16 protein-coding genes and 1 pseudogene are annotated in these 18210 nt (G+C 71.5%); 7 read left to right on the plus strand and 10 right to left on the minus strand.

Annotated elements, in window-relative coordinates:
• The first annotated feature begins 22 nt into the window (after nucleotides 1-22).
• The gene (locus BLV96_RS48085) at nucleotides 23-679 is read left to right on the plus strand and encodes an RES family NAD+ phosphorylase (RefSeq protein WP_086680664.1); all 657 of its coding nucleotides are present in this window, start codon (nucleotides 23-25) and stop codon (nucleotides 677-679) included.
• On the opposite strand, the gene BLV96_RS48090 is transcribed toward BLV96_RS48085, so the two are convergent.
• From BLV96_RS48090 to BLV96_RS48105, 4 genes are read right to left on the minus strand one after another with little or no spacing between them, the layout of a single operon-like run.
• Nucleotides 661-1296, minus strand: a complete 636-nt coding sequence (locus BLV96_RS48090) for an HAD family hydrolase (protein ID WP_086680662.1) — start codon at nucleotides 1294-1296, stop codon at nucleotides 661-663. The genes BLV96_RS48085 and BLV96_RS48090 overlap by 19 nt on opposite strands.
• Nucleotides 1289-1636 (minus strand): YciI family protein, encoded by a 348-nt coding sequence (locus BLV96_RS48095; protein ID WP_244181008.1) that lies wholly within the window; start codon nucleotides 1634-1636, stop codon nucleotides 1289-1291. The genes BLV96_RS48090 and BLV96_RS48095 overlap by 8 nt, the downstream gene beginning before the upstream one ends.
• Complete coding sequence (locus tag BLV96_RS48100) at nucleotides 1618-3561, minus strand: S9 family peptidase (RefSeq protein WP_086680658.1); 1944 nt, start codon at nucleotides 3559-3561, stop codon at nucleotides 1618-1620. Before BLV96_RS48100 ends, BLV96_RS48095 begins: the two co-directional genes overlap by 19 nt.
• A gap of 53 nt (nucleotides 3562-3614) precedes the next feature.
• Entirely contained in the window at nucleotides 3615-4577 is a 963-nt protein-coding gene (locus BLV96_RS48105; RefSeq protein WP_086680656.1) for a TerC family protein, read from the minus strand.
• A gap of 304 nt (nucleotides 4578-4881) precedes the next feature.
• Between BLV96_RS48105 and BLV96_RS48110 the strand changes: the two genes are divergently transcribed.
• From BLV96_RS48110 to BLV96_RS48120, 3 genes are read left to right on the plus strand one after another with little or no spacing between them, the layout of a single operon-like run.
• The gene (locus BLV96_RS48110; protein WP_086680655.1) at nucleotides 4882-7746 is read left to right on the plus strand and encodes an alpha/beta fold hydrolase; all 2865 of its coding nucleotides are present in this window, start codon (nucleotides 4882-4884) and stop codon (nucleotides 7744-7746) included.
• Entirely contained in the window at nucleotides 7743-8666 is a 924-nt protein-coding gene (locus tag BLV96_RS48115) for an ABC transporter permease (protein WP_167379975.1), read from the plus strand. The genes BLV96_RS48110 and BLV96_RS48115 overlap by 4 nt, the downstream gene beginning before the upstream one ends.
• A gap of 49 nt (nucleotides 8667-8715) precedes the next feature.
• On the plus strand, nucleotides 8716-9450 hold the full coding sequence (locus BLV96_RS48120) for an enoyl-CoA hydratase/isomerase family protein (RefSeq protein WP_091390482.1): 735 nt from the start codon (nucleotides 8716-8718) through the stop codon (nucleotides 9448-9450).
• On the opposite strand, the gene BLV96_RS48125 is transcribed toward BLV96_RS48120, so the two are convergent.
• Nucleotides 9447-9950: an SRPBCC family protein gene (locus BLV96_RS48125; RefSeq protein WP_086678924.1), complete on the minus strand. Its 504-nt coding sequence runs from the start codon at nucleotides 9948-9950 to the stop codon at nucleotides 9447-9449. The two genes, BLV96_RS48120 and BLV96_RS48125, sit on opposite strands and share 4 nt — an antisense overlap.
• Before the next feature lie 222 nt (nucleotides 9951-10172).
• Here BLV96_RS48125 and BLV96_RS48130 point away from each other — a divergent pair, with 222 nt between their 5' ends.
• Nucleotides 10173-11564: a S28 family serine protease gene (locus BLV96_RS48130; protein WP_086678925.1), complete on the plus strand. Its 1392-nt coding sequence runs from the start codon at nucleotides 10173-10175 to the stop codon at nucleotides 11562-11564.
• A gap of 55 nt (nucleotides 11565-11619) precedes the next feature.
• Nucleotides 11620-12006: a VOC family protein gene (locus BLV96_RS48135; RefSeq protein ID WP_086678926.1), complete on the plus strand. Its 387-nt coding sequence runs from the start codon at nucleotides 11620-11622 to the stop codon at nucleotides 12004-12006.
• 55 nt (nucleotides 12007-12061) lie between these two features.
• Here BLV96_RS48135 and BLV96_RS48140 read toward each other — a convergent pair whose 3' ends face one another.
• The 5 genes and pseudogenes from BLV96_RS48140 to BLV96_RS51635 all read right to left on the minus strand — a co-directional run.
• On the minus strand, nucleotides 12062-12460 hold the full coding sequence (locus tag BLV96_RS48140; protein ID WP_086678927.1) for a type II toxin-antitoxin system VapC family toxin: 399 nt from the start codon (nucleotides 12458-12460) through the stop codon (nucleotides 12062-12064).
• Entirely contained in the window at nucleotides 12457-12729 is a 273-nt protein-coding gene (locus BLV96_RS48145) for a type II toxin-antitoxin system VapB family antitoxin (protein WP_086678928.1), read from the minus strand. Before BLV96_RS48145 ends, BLV96_RS48140 begins: the two co-directional genes overlap by 4 nt.
• A 263-nt stretch (nucleotides 12730-12992) precedes the next feature.
• The gene (gene uvrB, locus BLV96_RS48150; protein WP_167379976.1) at nucleotides 12993-15149 is read right to left on the minus strand and encodes an excinuclease ABC subunit UvrB; all 2157 of its coding nucleotides are present in this window, start codon (nucleotides 15147-15149) and stop codon (nucleotides 12993-12995) included.
• A 46-nt stretch (nucleotides 15150-15195) separates the two neighbouring features.
• A complete protein-coding gene (locus tag BLV96_RS48155) occupies nucleotides 15196-15801 on the minus strand; it encodes a carboxymuconolactone decarboxylase family protein (protein ID WP_086678929.1) in 606 nt (201 codons plus the stop codon).
• Nucleotides 15802-16626: 825 nt separating this feature from the next.
• Nucleotides 16627-17496, minus strand: a pseudogene (locus tag BLV96_RS51635) (DUF5685 family protein); the annotation flags it as partial.
• A 99-nt stretch (nucleotides 17497-17595) separates the two neighbouring features.
• Here BLV96_RS51635 and BLV96_RS48165 point away from each other — a divergent pair.
• The gene (locus tag BLV96_RS48165) at nucleotides 17596-18114 is read left to right on the plus strand and encodes a ribonuclease FAU-1 family protein (protein WP_086678930.1); all 519 of its coding nucleotides are present in this window, start codon (nucleotides 17596-17598) and stop codon (nucleotides 18112-18114) included.
• Nucleotides 18115-18210 lie beyond the last annotated feature (96 nt).

Here is an 18210-nt window from a genome sequence, read left to right on the forward strand (position 1 = left end):
AAGGACGGACCACCCCCGACCCATGGCCCGGCTACCGCTGCCGCCCGCCCGATCCGTCCTGGTCCGGCAGCTGAACCGTGCGAGTGACGTGGTCACGGTCCAGCCCGCGACCAGGCTGGTCCGCATCTTCACGGCGCACGGCAACCACCCCCAGCAGTGGAATTCGTTCCGCTACACCGGCCCGCTCCCGCACGGCCGGTTCGACCAGCAGTCGCCCGGCCGCGGCGGCGCGCCGGTCACCGATCCCGCGAACGGGGTCCTCTACTTCGGCCTCACGGTCCGCACGTCGGTCGCCGAGGTCTTCCAGACCAGCTCGACGGTCGACCGCCGCACCCGCGGGCCCCGCCTGGTCGTCGTCCGCCCGACGCGCACGCTGCGCCTGCTCGACCTGACCGGCCTGTGGCCGACGCGGGTCGGCGCGTCCCAGGAGATCTCGAGCGGCCCGAAGAAGCTGACGCAGGCGTGGGCGCGCGCGATCCGCGGCGCGTTCAGCGATCTGGACGGTCTTTGGTACCGCTCGTCGATGGACTCGGGCGATCCCGCGATCTGCCTGTGGGACCCGCCGGCGGGCGCGGCGCTGCCGATCGCGCCGGACGTGCTGCTGCCGCTGGACCACCCGGGTCTCGACGTCCCGCTCGGCCGCGTCTGCGAAGAGCTGAACTACACGCTGCTGAACTGAGCGTCCAGCAGCGGGACGATCGCCCGCAGGTCACCGCCGTCGACGAGGTGCGTCGCGACGGCGCGGGCGTCGGGGCTTGCGTTGAAGCCGATGCTCATGCCGACGGCGGCGAAGAGCGGCAGGTCCGAACGGCTGTCCCCGACGGCGACGCACCGCTCCGGCACGATCCCCTGGGCCAGCGCGAAGTCCCGTTTCCCGTACTCGTCCAGGTGCTCGGCGACGTCGCCGGTGTAGCGGCCGCCGGCCACCGCGGGGACCGGCCCGCAGTAGGCGGCGAACCCGAACCGCCCGGCGAGCATCCGCCCCACCGGCGTCCACGCGAGCGTCGTCAGGATCGGGCGCAGGCCGCGCTCCCGGCACCACGTCACCGTCTCGGCGATCCCGTCGACCAGCGGCAACGTCTCCAGCCGGGCGTCGATCTCGGCCTCGGTGTGGCCGGCCCAGCCGCGGGCGTCGAGCACCGACGCCTCCTGGTTCGTCATCAGTCCCGCGCCGTAGGCCGCCTCGGCCGCCACGAGCTCGGCTTCGTGGCCCAGCACCGCGGCCACCCAGGCGCACGAACTCGTGCCGGGGACCAGCGTCCCGTCAACGTCGAAGCAGACCAGGCCCTCAGCCAAGCGTTCCCCTCGGGCACACGAAGCCGACGATCTCCGAGGCGATCAACCCCGCTTGCTCGGCCGGATCCGCATCCAGGATCGCCCGCGTCTCCGCCTCCGACGTCCGGAAGAACGCCACCCCCGTCACCGGCAACGACTCCGACGGCTCCGGGACCGCCCCCGCGAACAGCAGCGATCCCGCCGCCTGTTGCTGCCGCGCCGACGACAAGTGCCGCGCGCGCAGCTCCCGTGCCATCTCCTCGGAGATCTCGCCCGCGCGGGGACCCGCCCGGAACAGCACCATCCGCCAGGTCTCGAGCTCGAAGTCGACCTCGGGCACGGTCACAGGTGCCGGCCCCACCACTCGAGGATCGCTTCGAAGCGCTGGACGCGGTGCCGGGGCCGGCCGGAGCGGGACAGCTCGTGGCCTTCGCCGGGGAACAGCAGCATCTCCGCCGGCGCCCCCGCCCGCCGCAGCGCGACGAACATCCGCTGCGCCTGCTCCAGCGGGCAGCGCCAGTCCTGCTCCGAATGCACGACCGCGAACGGGATCTTGATCTGCGCGGCGTACGAAAGCGGGGACTTCTCGCGCTGCACGTCCGGCGAAGCACCGATGTACGCGTCGACGAAGAAGTAGCCGATGTCGGAGCTGCCGACCATCGAGTCCCACGCGTTGACCGCGCGCTCGCTCCACGCCGCCTTGAAGCGCTCGCCGTGGTGGGCCGCCAGCCAGCTCGTCATGAACCCGCCGTACGAACCGCCCATGATGCCGACGCGGGCGGCGTCGAGGTCCGGCTGTTCGAGGGCCTTGTCCAGCAGCGCCAGGACGTCGTCGACGTCGACCGTGCCGAAGGCCTCGGTGATCGAGTGGCCGTGGGTCTGGCCGTAGCCCGCCGACCCGCGCGGGTTGCCGAGCACCACCGCGTACCCCGCGGCCGCGTACACCTGCGCCTCGTCGAACACCGCCCAGTCCTGCTGGGTGAACGGGCCGCCGTGCACCACGCGCAGCACCGGGTGCGGGCCCTCGCCCTCGGGCAGCACCAGCCAGCCGTGCACCGGGTAGCCGTCCGGTGCTGTGGTCTCCAGCTCGATCATCGGCCGGATGCCCTTGTCGCGCAACGGCTTCGAGTAGTCGGTGAGCACCCGCGGCTCGCCGTCGCCGAGCAGCACGACCTCACCCGAGGTCGACGGCGTGGCGATCACGGCCGCCAGCACCGAGCCGTCGAGCGTGAACGACCGCAGCGCCGTGCGGTCGGCGTAGACCACCGGCAGGTCGGCCAGCGGGGCGTCCGCGGCAGTAAAGGGGACCGCGCGCAGCTCCACCGCGCCGCGGTTGCGGACGGCCACCAACACGTCGCCCTCGCGCGGCGCCGGCGGCCCGGCCGACGCCTCGCAGTCGACCGTTTCGATGTCGGTGAGCCGGCGCGCCTTCACCGGGCCGGCGCCGAACTCCGGCGTCGCCGCGTACAGCCCGGTCATCGCCGCTTCGCGGTGCTCGTCGAAGGACTGTCCGAAGTAGAACAACGTGCCGTCCGCGCCGAACGCCGGACGCTCCGAGAACCCGGCGCCCCGCACGACGACCTCGGGCTCGCCGCCCGAGGCGGAGATCGCGCAGACGTCGCGGAGGTCGCTCTCGGCCGCGTCCCAGTCCGGCGGCGTGGTGAAGACGACGCGGGTGCCGTCCGGCGTCCAGACCGGGCCGGTCACGTCGAAGCCGTCGCCGGTCAGCGGCTCCGGGTCCGTCGCGTCCTCGTCCAGCGCGTCGATGACGAACAGCCGCTGCATCCGGTCGCGCAGGAACCCGATGTCGTCGATGCGGTAGTCCATGCGCGTGATCCGGCGCGGCGCCTCGGCGGCCGGCTCCGGCGTCTCGCCGTCGGCGTCCTCGGTCCCGTACCGGCCGGGTTCGGGAAGGCGCGCGGTGAACGCGATCCGCCGCGAGTCCGGCGCCCACACCGGCTCGCCGGCGCCCAGGTGCAGCGACGTCAGCCGGCGCGCGTCACCGCCGTCGGCCGGCATGACGTGCAGCTGCGGGCTGCCCTCGGCGCCCTTGCCGTCCCCCGCGCGGAGGAACGCCACCCAGCGCCCGTCCGGGGAGATCGCGGGCGCCGAGTCGCGCGGACCGTGCGTCCACGCGGTCTCCCCGCCGTCGAGCGCGACGCGCCGCAGCGAACTGTGCGCGGCGTTCGTGGCGAGATCGGGCTTCTTCAACGCGGTGAGCAGCAGGTTCCCGCGCAGCGCGGGACGGCCGGGGGCGACGAGGGCTTCGATGTCGGCAGGACGCACGTCCTCGACCGTACCGGAATTCCTTAGCCCTGCGAACGACCTAAGGTCGGGTCTTACGCGGCGACCTGCTTGCGTTCGTCACGCTTGGCCTTCGCCAGGCTCGCCACCGTGGTGATGGTCAGCACGACGATGATCACCCCGAGGGAGATCCAGTTGTTGATGTCCAGCCAGTCCGGCACGACGTGGTACTCGTGCAGGGCGTGCAGGAACAGCTTCGCGCCGATGAACGCGAGGATCACCGCGAGGCCGTAGGTGAGGTAGACCAGCTTCGTCACCAGGCCGCCGAGCAGGAAGTACAGCTGCCGCAGGCCCATCAGCGCGAACGCGTTGGCGGTGAAGACGAGGAACGCCTCCTGCGTGATGCCGAAGATCGCCGGGATCGAGTCGACCGCGAAGAGCAGGTCCGCCGAGCCGATGGCCACGATCACCAGCAGCATCGGCGTGATCATCCGCTTGCCGTTCAGCTTCGCCGTGTAGTGGTGGCCGTGGTAGTCATCGGTCACCGGGGCGAACTTGCGCACCTGCCGGGTGACGACGTTCTCGTGGTACTCCTCTTCCTCGCCCTTGCCGCGCAGCATGCTGACCGCGGTCCACAGCAGCACGGCGCCGAAGAGGAAGAACACCCAGACGAACTGCTCGATGAGCGCGGCGCCGATGGCGATGAAGATGCTCCGGAAGCCGAGCGCGAGCAGGATGCCGACCAGCAGCACGCGGTGCTGGTGGATGGCGGGCACCTTGAACGACGCCATGATGATCATGAAGATGAACAGGTTGTCGACGCTCAGCGAGTACTCGGTGATGTAGCCGGTGAAGAACTCGACGCCCGGGTCGTGCCCGGCGAAGATCCACACGCCGGCACCGAAGAGCACGGCGCACGAGATGTAGAAGATCACCCAGCGAGCGGCTTCCCCCGTGGTCACTTCGTGCGGCTTGCGATCGACGATGACCAGGTCCAGCGCGATCAACGCGAGCAGGCCGCCGATCGTGGCGATCCACAGCCACAGGGGGACAGTCATGGAACCAGAACCTCCGGATAGTGCGCATGAGCAACTAACCGGAGGTCTCTCCCGCCGGTGAAAACACCGGCCGACGGTGCCGGGGGCGCAGGGCCACCGTGCTGACGACACCGCCGCGAAGGAATACTCCCCTCACAGCGCGTCCAGTTTGCCGGTTCTCCCCGGTCGAGCGCCAGCCGGAATCGCGCACGTCACCGGGTTGGTCCTGTAATTTCGGTCACTTCGGTCCACCAGGCGGTCTCGAGCGTGTGATCGCTGTGAGGTTCGAGCGACACTCTCAGCAAAGCTCAAATAGGTTCGTCTGGTGCCCCGACTCCCGCTCCCGCGCACCCGTGGAGCCCGCCTCACCGCGCTCGCCGCCGTCGTCGTGGTCCTGGCCGCCGGCGCGGTCTTCTGGATCACGCGGCCCGCGGCGCCCGCGCCGGTGCCCACGCAGGACGCGCTGATCGACATGCCCGCCGCCCCCGGTTCGGCGGAGCAGGTCAAGATCGACACGACCACCTACCTGCCCGCCACCGTGCCCGCGCCCGCGGTGCTGCTCGCGCACGGCTTCGGCGGCGACAAGAGCAGCGTCGCCGACGACGCGCGCGAACTCGCCCGGAAGGGCTTCGTCGTCATGACGTGGTCCGCGCGCGGGTTCGGCAAGAGCACCGGCAAGATCGGGCTCAACGACCCGGACGGCGAGGTCGCCGACGCGAGCCGCCTGATCGACCGGCTCGTCGCGCAGCACCAGGTGACGCTCGACGACAAGGGCGACCCGAAGGTGGCCGTCACCGGCGCCTCCTACGGCGGCGCGCTCTCGCTCCTGCTGGCCGGCACGGACAAGCGCGTCGACGCGATCGCCCCGGTGATCACCTACAACGACCTCGCGCAGGGCCTGGTCCCGAACGCGGCCACGCCCGCGCTCACGGCGCCGGGCACCCCGGCCGCCGGCGCGTTCGCCACCGACGGCGTGTTCAAGAAGAGCTGGGCCGGCATCTTCTTCTCGGCGGGCTCGGGTGCCGCGTCGAGCGGGTCGCCGTCGGCCGAGGCTCCCGAAGCCGGGCAGGAGACCGACACCGGGTCGACCGGCGCCGCCGGGGGCGCTGCAGCGGCCGTCCCCGCCGCGCCGCCGGGGGCGGGCGGCGGGCGCCAGAGCGGCCCGGCCGACCCGTGCGGCCGGTTCACCGCCGCCGTCTGCCGCGCGTACACCGAACTCGGCACCACCGGGCAGACGAGCCAGGCGAGCGTCGACCTGCTGCGCCGCGTCTCCCCCGCGTCCGTGACGAGCAAGATCACCGTGCCGACGCTGCTGGTGCAGGGCGAGAGCGACACGCTCTTCGGCCTCGACCAGTCCGACGCGAACGCGCGCCAGATCACCGCGGCGGGCGGCAAGGTCAAGACGATCTGGTACACCGGCGGCCACGACGGCGGGAAGCCCGGTCCGCAGCTGCGCGCCAAGATCGGCGACTTCCTCTGGAGCGCCGTCAACGGTGGTGACCCGGGCACCGGGTTCAGCTACGACGTCCAGGGCACGTTGCGCGCCAACGGGACGCCGTCGGTCCGCACGGTCACCGCGGCCACGTACCCCGGCCTCACCGGCCCGGCCACCGAGCGGCGGATGCTGGCGATGGCCGGCCCCGCGCAGCCGATCGTGCGCCCGGCCGGGGCGAACCCCTCGGCGGTGAGCGGCATCCCGGGCCTCAACGGCGTCGCGAGCAGCACGTCGCGGCTCGGCGCGCTGTTCAGCAACGACCCGCCGGGCCAGGCCGCGCAGTTCACGACCGCGCCGGTGGACGGTCAGGTCGTCGTCAGCGGCGCGTCGACCGTGCGGCTGCAGGTGGCCGCGGACCCGGCGCACCCGCAGCCGGACGCGGTGCTGTTCGCGAAGCTCTACGACGTCGGCCAGGACGGCTCCCGCGTGCTGCCGGCGAACGCGATCGCGCCGTTCCGGGTGAGCGGGCTGCCCGCCGACGGCACGCCGGTCGAGGTCACCGTGACGCTGCCCGGCATCGTCCGCCCGATCGAGGGCGGGCACTCGCTGCGGCTGGTCGTCGGCACGACCGACCAGGCCTTCGCTTCGCCGGCCGCGCCCGCGGTGTTCCGGGTCGCGCTGGCCGGCGGCACCGCGTTGGCCGTGCCGGTCGTGCCCGGGACGTCGGTCGGTTCGCCGGCCCCGGTCGGGCAGCTGGTCGGCATCGGCGTGACGCTGGCGATCGGCCTGGCCGTGGTGCTCTTCGCGGCGCTTCGGCGTCGCCGCGCCACCGACGTCGACCCGGAGCTGTCGACGACCCCACTGGTCATCGAGGGGCTGCGCAAGCAGTACGCGGGCGGGTTCGTCGCGGTGAAGGACCTTTCCTTCCGCGTCGAGCCGGGCCAGGTGCTCGGCCTGCTCGGGCCGAACGGCGCGGGCAAGACGACCACGCTGCGGATGCTGATGGGCCTGATCACGCCGACCGAGGGCAGCATCCGCGTCTTCGGGCACAAGATCACGGGCGGCGCGCCGGTGCTGTCGCGGATCGGCTCGTTCGTCGAGGGGTCCGGCTTCCTGCCGCACCTGTCCGGCCGGGCGAACCTCGAGCTGTACTGGGCGTCGACCGGGCGGCCGGCCGAGAAGGCGCACTTCGCGGAGGCGCTGGAGATCGCCGGCCTCGGCACGGCCGTCGAACGCCGGGTGCGGACCTACAGCCAGGGCATGCGGCAGCGGCTGGCGATCGCGCAGGCGATGCTCGGGCTGCCGGAGCTGATGGTGCTCGACGAGCCGACCAACGGGCTCGACCCGCCCCAGATCCACCAGATGCGCGAGGTGCTGAAGCGGTACGCCGCGACCGGCCGCACGGTGGTGGTGTCCAGCCACCTGCTGGCCGAGGTCGAGCAGACCTGCACGCACGTCGTGGTGATGCACCGCGGCTCGCTGGTCGCCTCGGGCGAGGTCGGCGAACTGGCCGCGGCGGGCGGCGAAGCGACGTTCCGGGTCGACGACCCGGCCGCGGCCGCCGCGGCGCTCAAGGCGCTCAGCGGCGTCACCGACGTCGACGTCGAAGGTGAGCTCGTGCACGCGAACCTCGGTGAGCTGCCGCGGGCCGAGGGCGTCGCCGCGCTGGTTCGCGCCGGCGTCGCGGTCGAGCAGGCCGGGCCTCGGCGCCGGCTGGAAGACGCGTTCCTGCAACTGGTCGGAGAGGAATCATGAGCGAGGGTGTGCACACCGATCCGCACGCGCTCGACGAGCTGAGCGACGTCGCTTCGGCCGAACACGCCGGCGTGGGGCCGGATGGCGCCGTCGAGGGCTATTCCGCCCGGCGGACGCTGCGCCTCGGCGTCGAGCTGCGGCGCCAGCTCAAGCGGCGGCGCACGCAGTTCCTGCTCGGGTTCGTCGCGATCCTGCCGTTCATCCTGGTGATCGCGTTCGAGCTCGGGCAGTCGAACCCGAACCGGCGCAGCGGCGGGTTCGTCGACCTGGCCACGGCGTCGGCGCCGAACTTCGTCGTGCTGGCACTGTTCGTGTCCGGGACGTTCCTGCTGCCGATGATCGTGGCGCTGTTCTTCGGCGACACGATCGCGAGCGAGGCGTCGTGGTCGAGCCTGAAGTACCTGCTGGCCGTGCCGGTGCCGCGCCAGCGGGTGCTGCGGCAGAAGGCGATCGTGTCCGGGCTGCTCTCGGCGTTCGCGCTCGTCCTGCTGCCGGTGATGTCGTTGATCGTCGGGCTGATCTGGTACGGCGCGGGTGACGCGATCAGCCCGACGGGCGACGCGGTGTCGTTCAGCGACAGCATGCTGGCCATCGCACTGTCCACTGTGTACATCATCCTGCAGCTGGCCTGGGTGGCCGGGCTGGCGCTCGCGCTGAGCGTGTCGACCGACGCCCCGCTCGGCGCGGTCGGCGGCGCGGTGCTGGTGGCGATCCTGTCGCAGATCCTGGACCAGATCACGGCGCTGGAGGGGCTCCGCAACTACCTGCCGACGCACTACGCGTTCTCGTGGATGGACCTGATCTCGACCGACGTCGACTGGACCAACCTCGCGAGCGGCCTGCTCTCGGCGGTGATCTACGGGACGGTGTTCTTCCTGTACGCCGGGCGCCGGTTCGCGCGGAAGGACATCACGAGCTGAGATGGCGGTCCGGTTGAGCGGTGAAACCTGAGCGGTTACGGTCGGGCGCGTGCCGATCACCCTGGAGAGCCACCACGACGTCGCCGTGCTGCGGATCGACCACGGCAGGGCCAACACGCTCGACACCGACTCGTGCCGCGAACTCGTGTTCCGGCTGGAGGAGGTCGCCGACGCCCGCGCGGTGGTGCTGACCGGCACCGGCCGGATCTTCTGCGCGGGCGTCGACCTCAAGCGGATCCGCGACGGCGGCGCGGCCTACGTGTCGGAGTTCCTGCCGCTGCTGTCCGACGCGCTCCTGGCCGTGTTCGGCTGCCCGCGTCCGGTGGTCGCCGCGCTGAACGGTCCCGCGATCGCCGGTGGCGCCGTGCTCGCCGCGGCGTGCGACCACCGCGTGCTCGGCCCGGGCACCATCGGCGTGACCGAGCTGCTCGTCGGGGTGCCGTTCCCGTTGGCCGCACTGGAAATCCTGCGCTGCGCGTACGGCACCGCACCACTGCCGTCGCTCACCTACTCGGGTTCGACGTACGGCGGTGCCGACGCGCTGGCCCGCGGGTTGGTCGACGAGCTGGCGGACAACGCCTTCGAGCGAGCGCTGGCGGTCGCGACCCGGCTGGGTGAGCTGCCCCCCGAGCCGTTCGCGCACACCAAGGCCCAGATCCGCCAGCCGTTCCACGAGCGGATCGCCGAGTACCGCCACAGCGACGACCCGGAGGTCGAGCGGCTCTGGCGGTCACCCGCGGCGCTCGCCGCCGTCAAGTCCTATGTGGACGGAATGCTCGGCTAAGCGGCGCGGACGCCGCTCTCGGCGAGGGTCTTGATGCCCTCGACCGTCTTCTGCATGTTGCCCTGCAGCTCGCCGAGGCGCATCGCGACGATCTCCTCCTCGTGCTCGGGCATCGAGCCGATGATCGTCGTCAGGTTGGACGGGCCGGGGCCGATCTGGGCCCACTGCCGCAGGATCGTGCCGTCGCCGTCGGGGACGAGCTCGAACTTCCACGACGCGGCCGGGTTCGTCACGTCCATCACGGCCCACGCGAACAGCCGCTCGGGCTCGTAGCCGGTCACGGTCGAGACCGTCTCCCACTCCCCGGCGACCGGGTGCGAGTTGCGACCGCGGAACCGCGCGCCCAGGCCGGGCTCGGCGCCCTCGACCCAGCCGCCGCCCTGGAACTCGGTGGAGAACCGCGCCGGCAGGTCGACGTCCAGCAGCCAGGACCAGACCTCGGCCGGCCGCGCGGCGATGCGGACTTCGACCTGCGTCGTAGGGCAGTCGGAAACCTTCATGGCGGACCCCTCGCTCGATGCCGGTGCCTACGGCTTCGGACCGTAACGTGGCGCCGATCACCCGGACAACTCGCATGATGCCCGCGGCCGCGCACGGATGAGGACGCGCGCGCCACCCGACGAAAGTCGGATCCTGACCGATTCTGCGCCCGGACAGCCGATTGCCGACCGGGCCCGGTTCTGTGAGGGTCCCACGTGGGATCGAGCCGGGGAGGGTGCTCCATGCGCAGACTGTTCACCGCCGTGGCGGCCGTGCTGATGGTCGTGGGCCTGGCGCCCGCCGCGAGCGCGGCGTCCGACATCGAAACCGCGCTGGCGCGGATTCCCGGGCTCACGGTCGTCAAGGAGGACCCGGCCCCGGCCGGCTACCGGTTCTTCGAGCTGACGTTCACCCAGCCCGCCGACCACCGCCACCCCGGCGCGGGCACGTTCGAGCAGCGGTTCACCTTGCTGCACCGCGACTTCGCCGCGCCGACGGTCGCCTTCACCAGCGGCTACAACGTCAGCACGGCGCCCAACCGGTCGGAGCCGACGCAGATCGTCGACGGCAACCAGCTTTCGATGGAGTACCGGTACTTCACGCCGTCGCGGCCCCAGCCGGAGAACTGGGCGAAGCAGCTGACGATCTGGCAGGCCGCCGCGGACGAGCACCGCGCGGTCCAGGCGTTCAAGGCGATCTACCCCGGCAAGTGGCTGGCCACCGGCGGCAGCAAGGGCGGCATGACGGCGACGTACTTCCGCCGCTTCTTCCCCGACGACGTCGACGCGACGATCCCGTACGTCGCGCCCAACGACGTGATCGACCCGGTCGACGTCTACAACCGGTTCCTCTCCCGCGTCGGCAACGACCCGGCGTGCCGAGCTGCCCTGAAGGCGATCCAGCGGGACGCGCTGAAGCGGCGTGACGAGCTGGGCGTGATCGCCGCGGCGGCCGCGGCTCGCCGCGGGTTGACGTTCTCGATCGTCGGCTCGGCCGACAAGTCCCTCGAGATTTCGGTGATCGACTCGTACTTCGCGTTCTGGCAGTACCAGAAGCAGGCGGACTGCGCGACGGTCCCGGCGGCGGGCGCGCCCGCGGCCGATGTCTACGCCTGGTACGAGAAGGTCGAGAGCCTCAACACGTACTCCGACCAGGACCTGGCGCCGTTCATCCCGTACTACTACCAGGCGGCGGTTCAGCTGGGCTCGCCCGAGGCGTACGACGGCTACCTGCGCGACCTGCTCCGCTACCCGGGCGCGGACCAGCCGAAGACGTTCGTGCCGGCGTCGATCCGGCTGCCGCGCTTCGACTACCTGGCGATGCCGGACATCGACTTCTGGGTCAAGTCCCGCGGCACGCGGCTGCTGTTCGTGTACGGCTCGAACGACCCGTGGGGCGCGGAGCCGTTCGAGCTGGGCTTCGGCAGCCGCGATTCGTACCGCTACTACGTGCCGGGCGGCAACCACGGGTCGAAGATCGCCCAGCTGCCCGCGGCGGACGCGGCCGCGGCGACGGCGACAGTCCGGCGCTGGGCGGGCCTGCCACCGGTCTCCGCCTTGACGGCTCGCAGCGCCCCGGCCGGGTTCCCGGACTTCGACGCGGACCTCACCCTGTCGGCGCGGCCGCCACTGTGACTCTTCTCGGGGTAATCTCACGGCACCCTTGACGGCCCGGCCCGAGGAGGCGCACATGCCTCGTCCCGTCCACTTCGAGATCCACGCGGGCGACCCCGAACGCGCGGTGGCGTTCTATTCGTCGGTGTTCGGCTGGAAGTTCGAACGCTGGGGTGAGGCGCCCTACTGGGTGATTTCCACGGGAGAAGGCGACGGCATCGACGGCGGCCTGGTCCCGCGCGTCGGCCCGGCACCCGAGGAGTCGGCCCCGGTGCACGGGTACGTGAACACGATCGCGGTAACCGACCTGGACGCGACGCTGGCATCGGTGAGCGAGGCGGGCGGCTCGCTGGCGCTGCCGAAGAACCCGGTGCCGGGCGTGGGGTGGCTGGCGTACGCCAAGGACACCGAGGGCAACATCTTCGGGATGCTGCAGCCGGATTCCGAGGCCCCGGCGCCCTAGGGACGCTTGGCTTTCGCCAGCCGGCGAACGACGTCGCCGCAGGAGGCGTCGATGGTCACTGCCCGAGCTTCACGAGTTCGAGGTCGGTCTGCGGGAAGTCGTCCCCGACGCACAGCAAAGGTTCCCCGGCGACGAACGCGGTGGCGTAGGTGAGGCAATCCCCGAAGTTCAGCCCGGCAGGATGCCGACCCTTGCCGAAGCGCATGAAGGCCACCTGCGCCGAACGCCAGTGGGCGTCACCGAAAGAGACGATCTCGAACCGCCGCTGCTGCAGGAAGTCCGCGAGGAGAGCCTTGCCGCGCGGTCCTTCCTTGTGCACCAGGACCAAGGTGGTTTCGACGAGCGTCGGCGCCCCGACGCGACAGACCGGCGCCGAGCCGATGACCTCGCCGAGCACCGGCGCCATCGGCTCACCCATGATCGTCGCGACGATCGCCGAGCTGTCGATGATCACACGCCACCCGGCCCGTACCCGAGGATCTCTTCGCGTTCGGCCTTGCTGATCGGCACACCGCGGTTTTCCGGGGAGACCTGCGGCCAGATCTCCTCTTCCAGGAACCGCACGAACGCGGCTCCCTCCCGAGCCGAAGTCTGTCGCGCCACGAGCTGATCACGACGCAACCGCAGGGCTTCGCGGACGGCACCGGTCTTGGTGTCGCCGGTCAGCTCGGCGACCTCGGCCGCGAGCCGCTCCGTCTCGGAATCCTTGATGTTCATCGCCATGGTGTAATGGTACCGATGAAGGTGTAGTGCTTCCATAGTGTCCCCCGCAGCGTCGAGTCAGCTCGCTCCGGCCGGCTTCGCGCCCGGGTGATGGCTACGGTTGAGTCCACCTGACCAGCCTCGGCAACCAGAGCCGAGGCAGCAGGCGGCTGGCCCGCCGCGAGTCCCTGCCGCCCCGGGCGCCCTGCTGGCTCCGAGCGTCGGGAGCACCGAGGCAGGCCTGACCCCAGACGGCCCACCGGCCCACCGGCCCGGAGCGTCGCCTACTTGATGCCCGCCGCGTCCATGCCCCTCAGCTCCTTCTTCAGGTCCGAGATCTCGTCTCGCAACCGGGCCGCCAGTTCGAACTGCAGGTCGCGGGCCGCCTGCATCATCTGGTCCGTCATCTGCTGGATCAGGTCGGCCAGCTGGGCGCGCGGCATTGCCGAGACGTCCTTGTCCACCAGCATTCCCGAGCTGCGGACCCGGTCGCCCTGCTCGGGCTTCTTGCCGCGGGAGGAGTTGCGGCCCGAGCCGCCCACCGAGACCTGCTCCGTGTCCTCCGCCTCGCTGTACACCCGGTCGAGGATGTCCGCGATCTTCTTCCGCAGCGGCTGCGGGTCGACCCCGCGCTCGACGTTGTACGCGACCTGCTTCTCGCGACGGCGGTCCGTCTCGTCGATCGCGTGCTGCATCGAGTCGGTGATCTTGTCCGCGTACATGTGGACCTCGCCCGACACGTTTCGCGCCGCGCGGCCGATCGTCTGGATCAGCGACGTCCCGCTGCGGAGGAAGCCCTCCTTGTCCGCGTCGAGGATCGCCACCAGCGACACCTCCGGCAGGTCGAGGCCCTCGCGCAGCAGGTTGATGCCGACCAGGACGTCGAAGTCCCCCGCTCGCAGCTGCCTCAGCAGCTCCACCCGGCGCAGCGTGTCGACCTCCGAGTGCAGGTAGCGCACCCGGATGCCCAGCTCCAGCAGGTAGTCGGTCAGGTCTTCGGCCATCTTCTTCGTCAGCGTGGTGACCAGGACGCGCTCGTCCTTGTCCGCGCGCTCGCGGATCTCGTGGACCAGGTCGTCGATCTGGCCTTCGGTCGGCTTGACGACCACCTTCGGGTCGACCAGGCCCGTCGGCCGGATGACCTGCTCGACGAACTCGCCCGCGGCCTGGCCCATCTCGTACGGCCCCGGCGTCGCCGACAGGTACACCGTCTGCCCGATCCGGTCGGAGAACTCCTCCCAGGTCAGCGGCCGGTTGTCGACCGCGCTCGGCAGCCGGAAGCCGTACTCCACCAGGTTCCGCTTCCGGGACATGTCACCCTCGTACATGCCGCCGATCTGCGGGACGGTCTGGTGCGACTCGTCGATCACCAGCAGGAAGTCGTCCGGGAAGTAGTCGATCAGCGTCGCCGGCGCGGTGCCCGGCCCGCGGCCGTCGATGTGCCGCGAGTAGTTCTCGATGCCGGAGCAGAACCCGACCTGCCGCATCATCTCGATGTCGTAGGCCGTGCGCATCCGCAGCCTCTGCGCCTCCAGCAGCTTGCCGCCCTTCTCCAGCTCGGCCAGCCGCTCCTCGAGCTCCTTCTCGATGCCCTGGATCGCCTTTTCCATCCGCTCCGGGCCCGCGACGTAGTGCGTCGCCGGGAAGATCCGGACCTCGTCGACCTCCTTGACGATGTCCCCGGTCAGCGGGTGCAGGTAGTAGAGCTTCTCGACCTCGTCGCCGAAGAACTCGACGCGGATCGCCAGCTCTTCGTACGCCGGGATGATCTCCACCGTGTCGCCGCGCGCGCGGAACGTGCCGCGCGCGAAGGCGATGTCGTTGCGCGTGTACTGGACGTCCACCAGCGCCCGGAGGAAGACATCCCGGTCGAGCTGCATGCCGACCGCCAGCTTCGACGACCGGTCGAGGTACGACTGCGGCGTGCCCAGGCCGTAGATGCAGGACACACTCGCGACCACGATGACGTCCCGCCGCGACAGCAGGTTCATCGTCGCCGAGTGCCGCAGCCGCTCGACGTCGTCGTTGATCGACGAGTCCTTCTCGATGTAGGTGTCCGTCTGCGCGATGTACGCCTCGGGCTGGTAGTAGTCGTAGTAGCTGACGAAGTACTCGACCGCGTTGTTCGGGAACAGCTCGCGCAGCTCGTTGGCCAGCTGCGCGGCGAGGGTCTTGTTCGGCGCCATCACCAGCGTCGGCCGCTGGACGCGCTCGATCAGCCACGCCGTGGTCGCCGACTTGCCGGTACCGGTGGCGCCCAGCAGCACGACGTCCTTCTCGCCCGCGTTGACGCGGCGTTCGAGCTCGTCGATGGCCGCCGGCTGGTCACCGGCGGGCTGGTAGTCACTGACCACCTCGAAGCGGCCGCCGGTCCGGGGGATCTCCGAGACGGGGCGGAAGTCGGACTGGGCGAGCACGGGGTGTTCGGTTGCGAAAGCCACGTCGACCAGAGTAAGCCGACCCACCGACATTTTCCGTCGGGCCTGGTCAGCGAGGGCGGAACACCGTGACGGAGGTGACTTCGGCGTCGGTCACTATGCAGTTCAGGACGGCGCCGGGGACGGGGTCGTCCCCGAAGCACGACACCAGTACCCGGTCGGGCCCGGTCGCCTGGACCTCGGTGCGCGGGAACTCCGCGAGCACCTCGGCGACGTCCGCCGTGGGTTCCGCGAGGTAGCCCAGCACCACCTCGCGTGGGGCAGGTGGCGGCGGGATCGGGAGGCCGTGGCCCTCGAAGAGGCGGTTCAGCTGGTCGGCGGCGGAAACGGCGCGCGGGAAGCCGGCGAACGCGGCCGTCTGGACGACGACTTCGCAGACCTCGGCGGGCGACAGCCCCGAGGCGAGGCCGGTGCGGAGGTGGACGCTCAGCGGCGGCCCCACCATCCCGGCCGCGACGATGGCGGCGAGGGTGGCGGCTTCACGGGTCCGGCCGTCGAGCGCGGGACGTTCGTGCAGGTGCCCGTAGACGGTACCGACGGCCAGCTCTCCGAGGGCGGGGACGGCGGCGAACAGCGCGTCGAGCCGCTTCGCGCCGTCTTCAACCAGTTCGGCGAAGTTTTCGCGGCCCCGTTCGTGCAGGTCGTCCATCGTCATCCCGCTCCCCCTTCAGCAGTTGCAGTCGCAACAGCAGTCGCAGTCGCAACACCCGTCACAGCCGCAGTCGCAGCCGCCGGTCGTGTGCGGTTTGCCGCTCCACGGCCCAGGATAGGGATCGCGGCAGCAGAATTGGCAGGTGCAGCACATGTAGGGCGTGAGGGCGCAGCCGAGGAAGAAGTTGCGCTTCTTCGGCGGGACGGCGAACTTCGGGTACCAGAGGCCGCCGCCTTTGCCGTCGAGCGGCTCGGGGGCGGAATCTCCGGGGCCTCCTGGGCCTCCTGGGCCACCGGGTCCGCCAGGTCCGCCCGGACCACCGGGCCCGCCCGGGCCTCCAGGGCCACGGCCGCCGGGCCCACCGGGACCACGGCCACCCGGGCCATCCGACCCCGGAGCGCCCGCCGGCGGAACGGGGCCAGGCGGCGGAAAGCCTTGCGGCGGCTGCGAACCCCACCCCGGCGGGACTTGCCGCGGAGCCGGACCGGACCCGCGCCACCCCGGCGGCGGCTGGTGCGGATGCTGTTGCGGAGTCGGCCCCGGCCCGATCCACCCCGGCGGCGGCTGCTGCCCGGCGAGCCCGCTCGGCTGCCGGTCTGCCCCGAACTCCAGGCCGCTCGCGGTCGCCGAATCGGCACCGGGGATCGTGCCGTGGCCGGAGTCCGAGCCGTGGCCGGAATCCAAGCCATCGCCGCGCGCCGAGCCGTGGCCGTGGCCCGAACCGTCGCCGTGCGGCGAGCCGTGACCATGCGCGGCGGCGTGGCCGTGGTCCGAACCGGCGCCGTGCGACGAACCCTGACCATGCGCGGCGCCGTGGCCGTGCGCTGAACCGTGGCCGTGCGCTGAACCGTGGCCGAAGGCCCTCCGCACCGACTGGCGCAGCTCGTGCACCAGCAACGCGTGCACCAACCCCGGCTCCGCGAACTCGACCTCCCGCAACGCCAGCTCCACCCCGAGCACCGCGTCATCGCACAGCCGCCGCGCCTCGGGCCACGATGTCCCCGTAACCCGCAGCGGGTTCCACGCCCCCGCCGCGGCGTCTTCCGCGTAGTCCTCGACCGCGTCCAGCAAGTGCGCCACCCGCCCGAACAACCGGCCCGCCTCCGCCAGCGGCGCCACATTGCCCGGCCGCCCGGCCAGCTCGGCCGTCCGCGCGAACGCCGCCGACGTCGCCACTTCCGCGGGCTCGGTCGCCAGCAACGCCGAGTCCCCCAGCCCGACGGACCGCTCCAACAACCCCTGCCGCGACACGGCCTCCGTTAGCACCGACGTGTCGAACCCCACCCGGCCACCGGTGCTGCTCCCCTGGGAAGCCCACCGAGCCGCGACCCGCCGCGCCGCCAAAGCCACCGGGCGCCTGCCGAACGCGCCGTCGCCGTCCTCGACGTGGTCGCCCACCTTCGCCGCCGCCAGCACCAGGGACACCGCCGCCGCGAGCTGGGCTCCCTCACCGCGGGCCACCGATGCCGGCTTCATGCCCCGCAGCGGGCACGGGCCCGCGTCGCGGCGCAAACCGCCGCGGGCGGTCTGGGCCTCGACCAGTACCGAAATGATCAGCCCGTCGTAGTTCGTGACCGCTCGGGCGAACTGCCCGTGCTCGTCACGCAGCGTCAGGCACAGCCCGCACAGGTGCGCCAGCCAGTCCGCGTGCAGTCCCTCGGACAGCCGATGCCGGCACGGCCTGATGATCCCGAACATCCCCGGTCCCCTCACTCACAGTCGGCGCACCTTAGCCCGAACAGGTGGCGCGCGCGGCGGGTGTGCGTGATTCGTGACCCGCCCGGCAGGATGAGCGCCATGGCCGCACTGCACCCCCCGAAGGTCGAGGTCTTCGACCCCGCCGCGCGCGCGAACATCGACCCGAAGGGCATCCTGCGGGAGGTCGAGGAGTACCGCGAGGAACCCTTCGGCCTGTACCTGGCCCGCCCGACGCCGGGGCGCGCCCAGTTCCACTACCTCGAGTCGTGGCTGGTCCCCCGGCTCGGCCTGCGGCTCACCGACTTCTGGTTCTCCCCCGGCCACGAACGCGACCAGGACTTCTACCTCGACGTCGTCCGCGTCCGCCGCGACGGCCCGCGCTGGGTCGCCACCGACCTCTACGTCGACATCGTGCTCAAGGACAAGCTGTCGCTGCGGGTGATCGACACCGACGAGCTCCTCGAAGCCCACGCCGCCGGCCTGGTCACCGCCGAAGACGCGCAGCACGCCCTGGAAACCACCTACGCGGCGGTCGAAGGGCTGGCCGCGCACGGCTACGACCTCGCCGCCTGGCTGGCCACCAAGGACATCGCCCTCACCTGGCGCCGCCACCCCTAGGTGTGATGTCCAGGGAGGTTGGTCAGTCGGGTGACCGGCGGCTTGCCGCCGGTTGAGCTGTGGGGTCGATGGTGATTGTAGAAGTGCAGCCAGCCC

The organism is Amycolatopsis pretoriensis (genome assembly GCF_900107925.1).
Taxonomy (GTDB): Bacteria; Actinomycetota; Actinomycetes; order Mycobacteriales; family Pseudonocardiaceae; genus Amycolatopsis; species Amycolatopsis pretoriensis.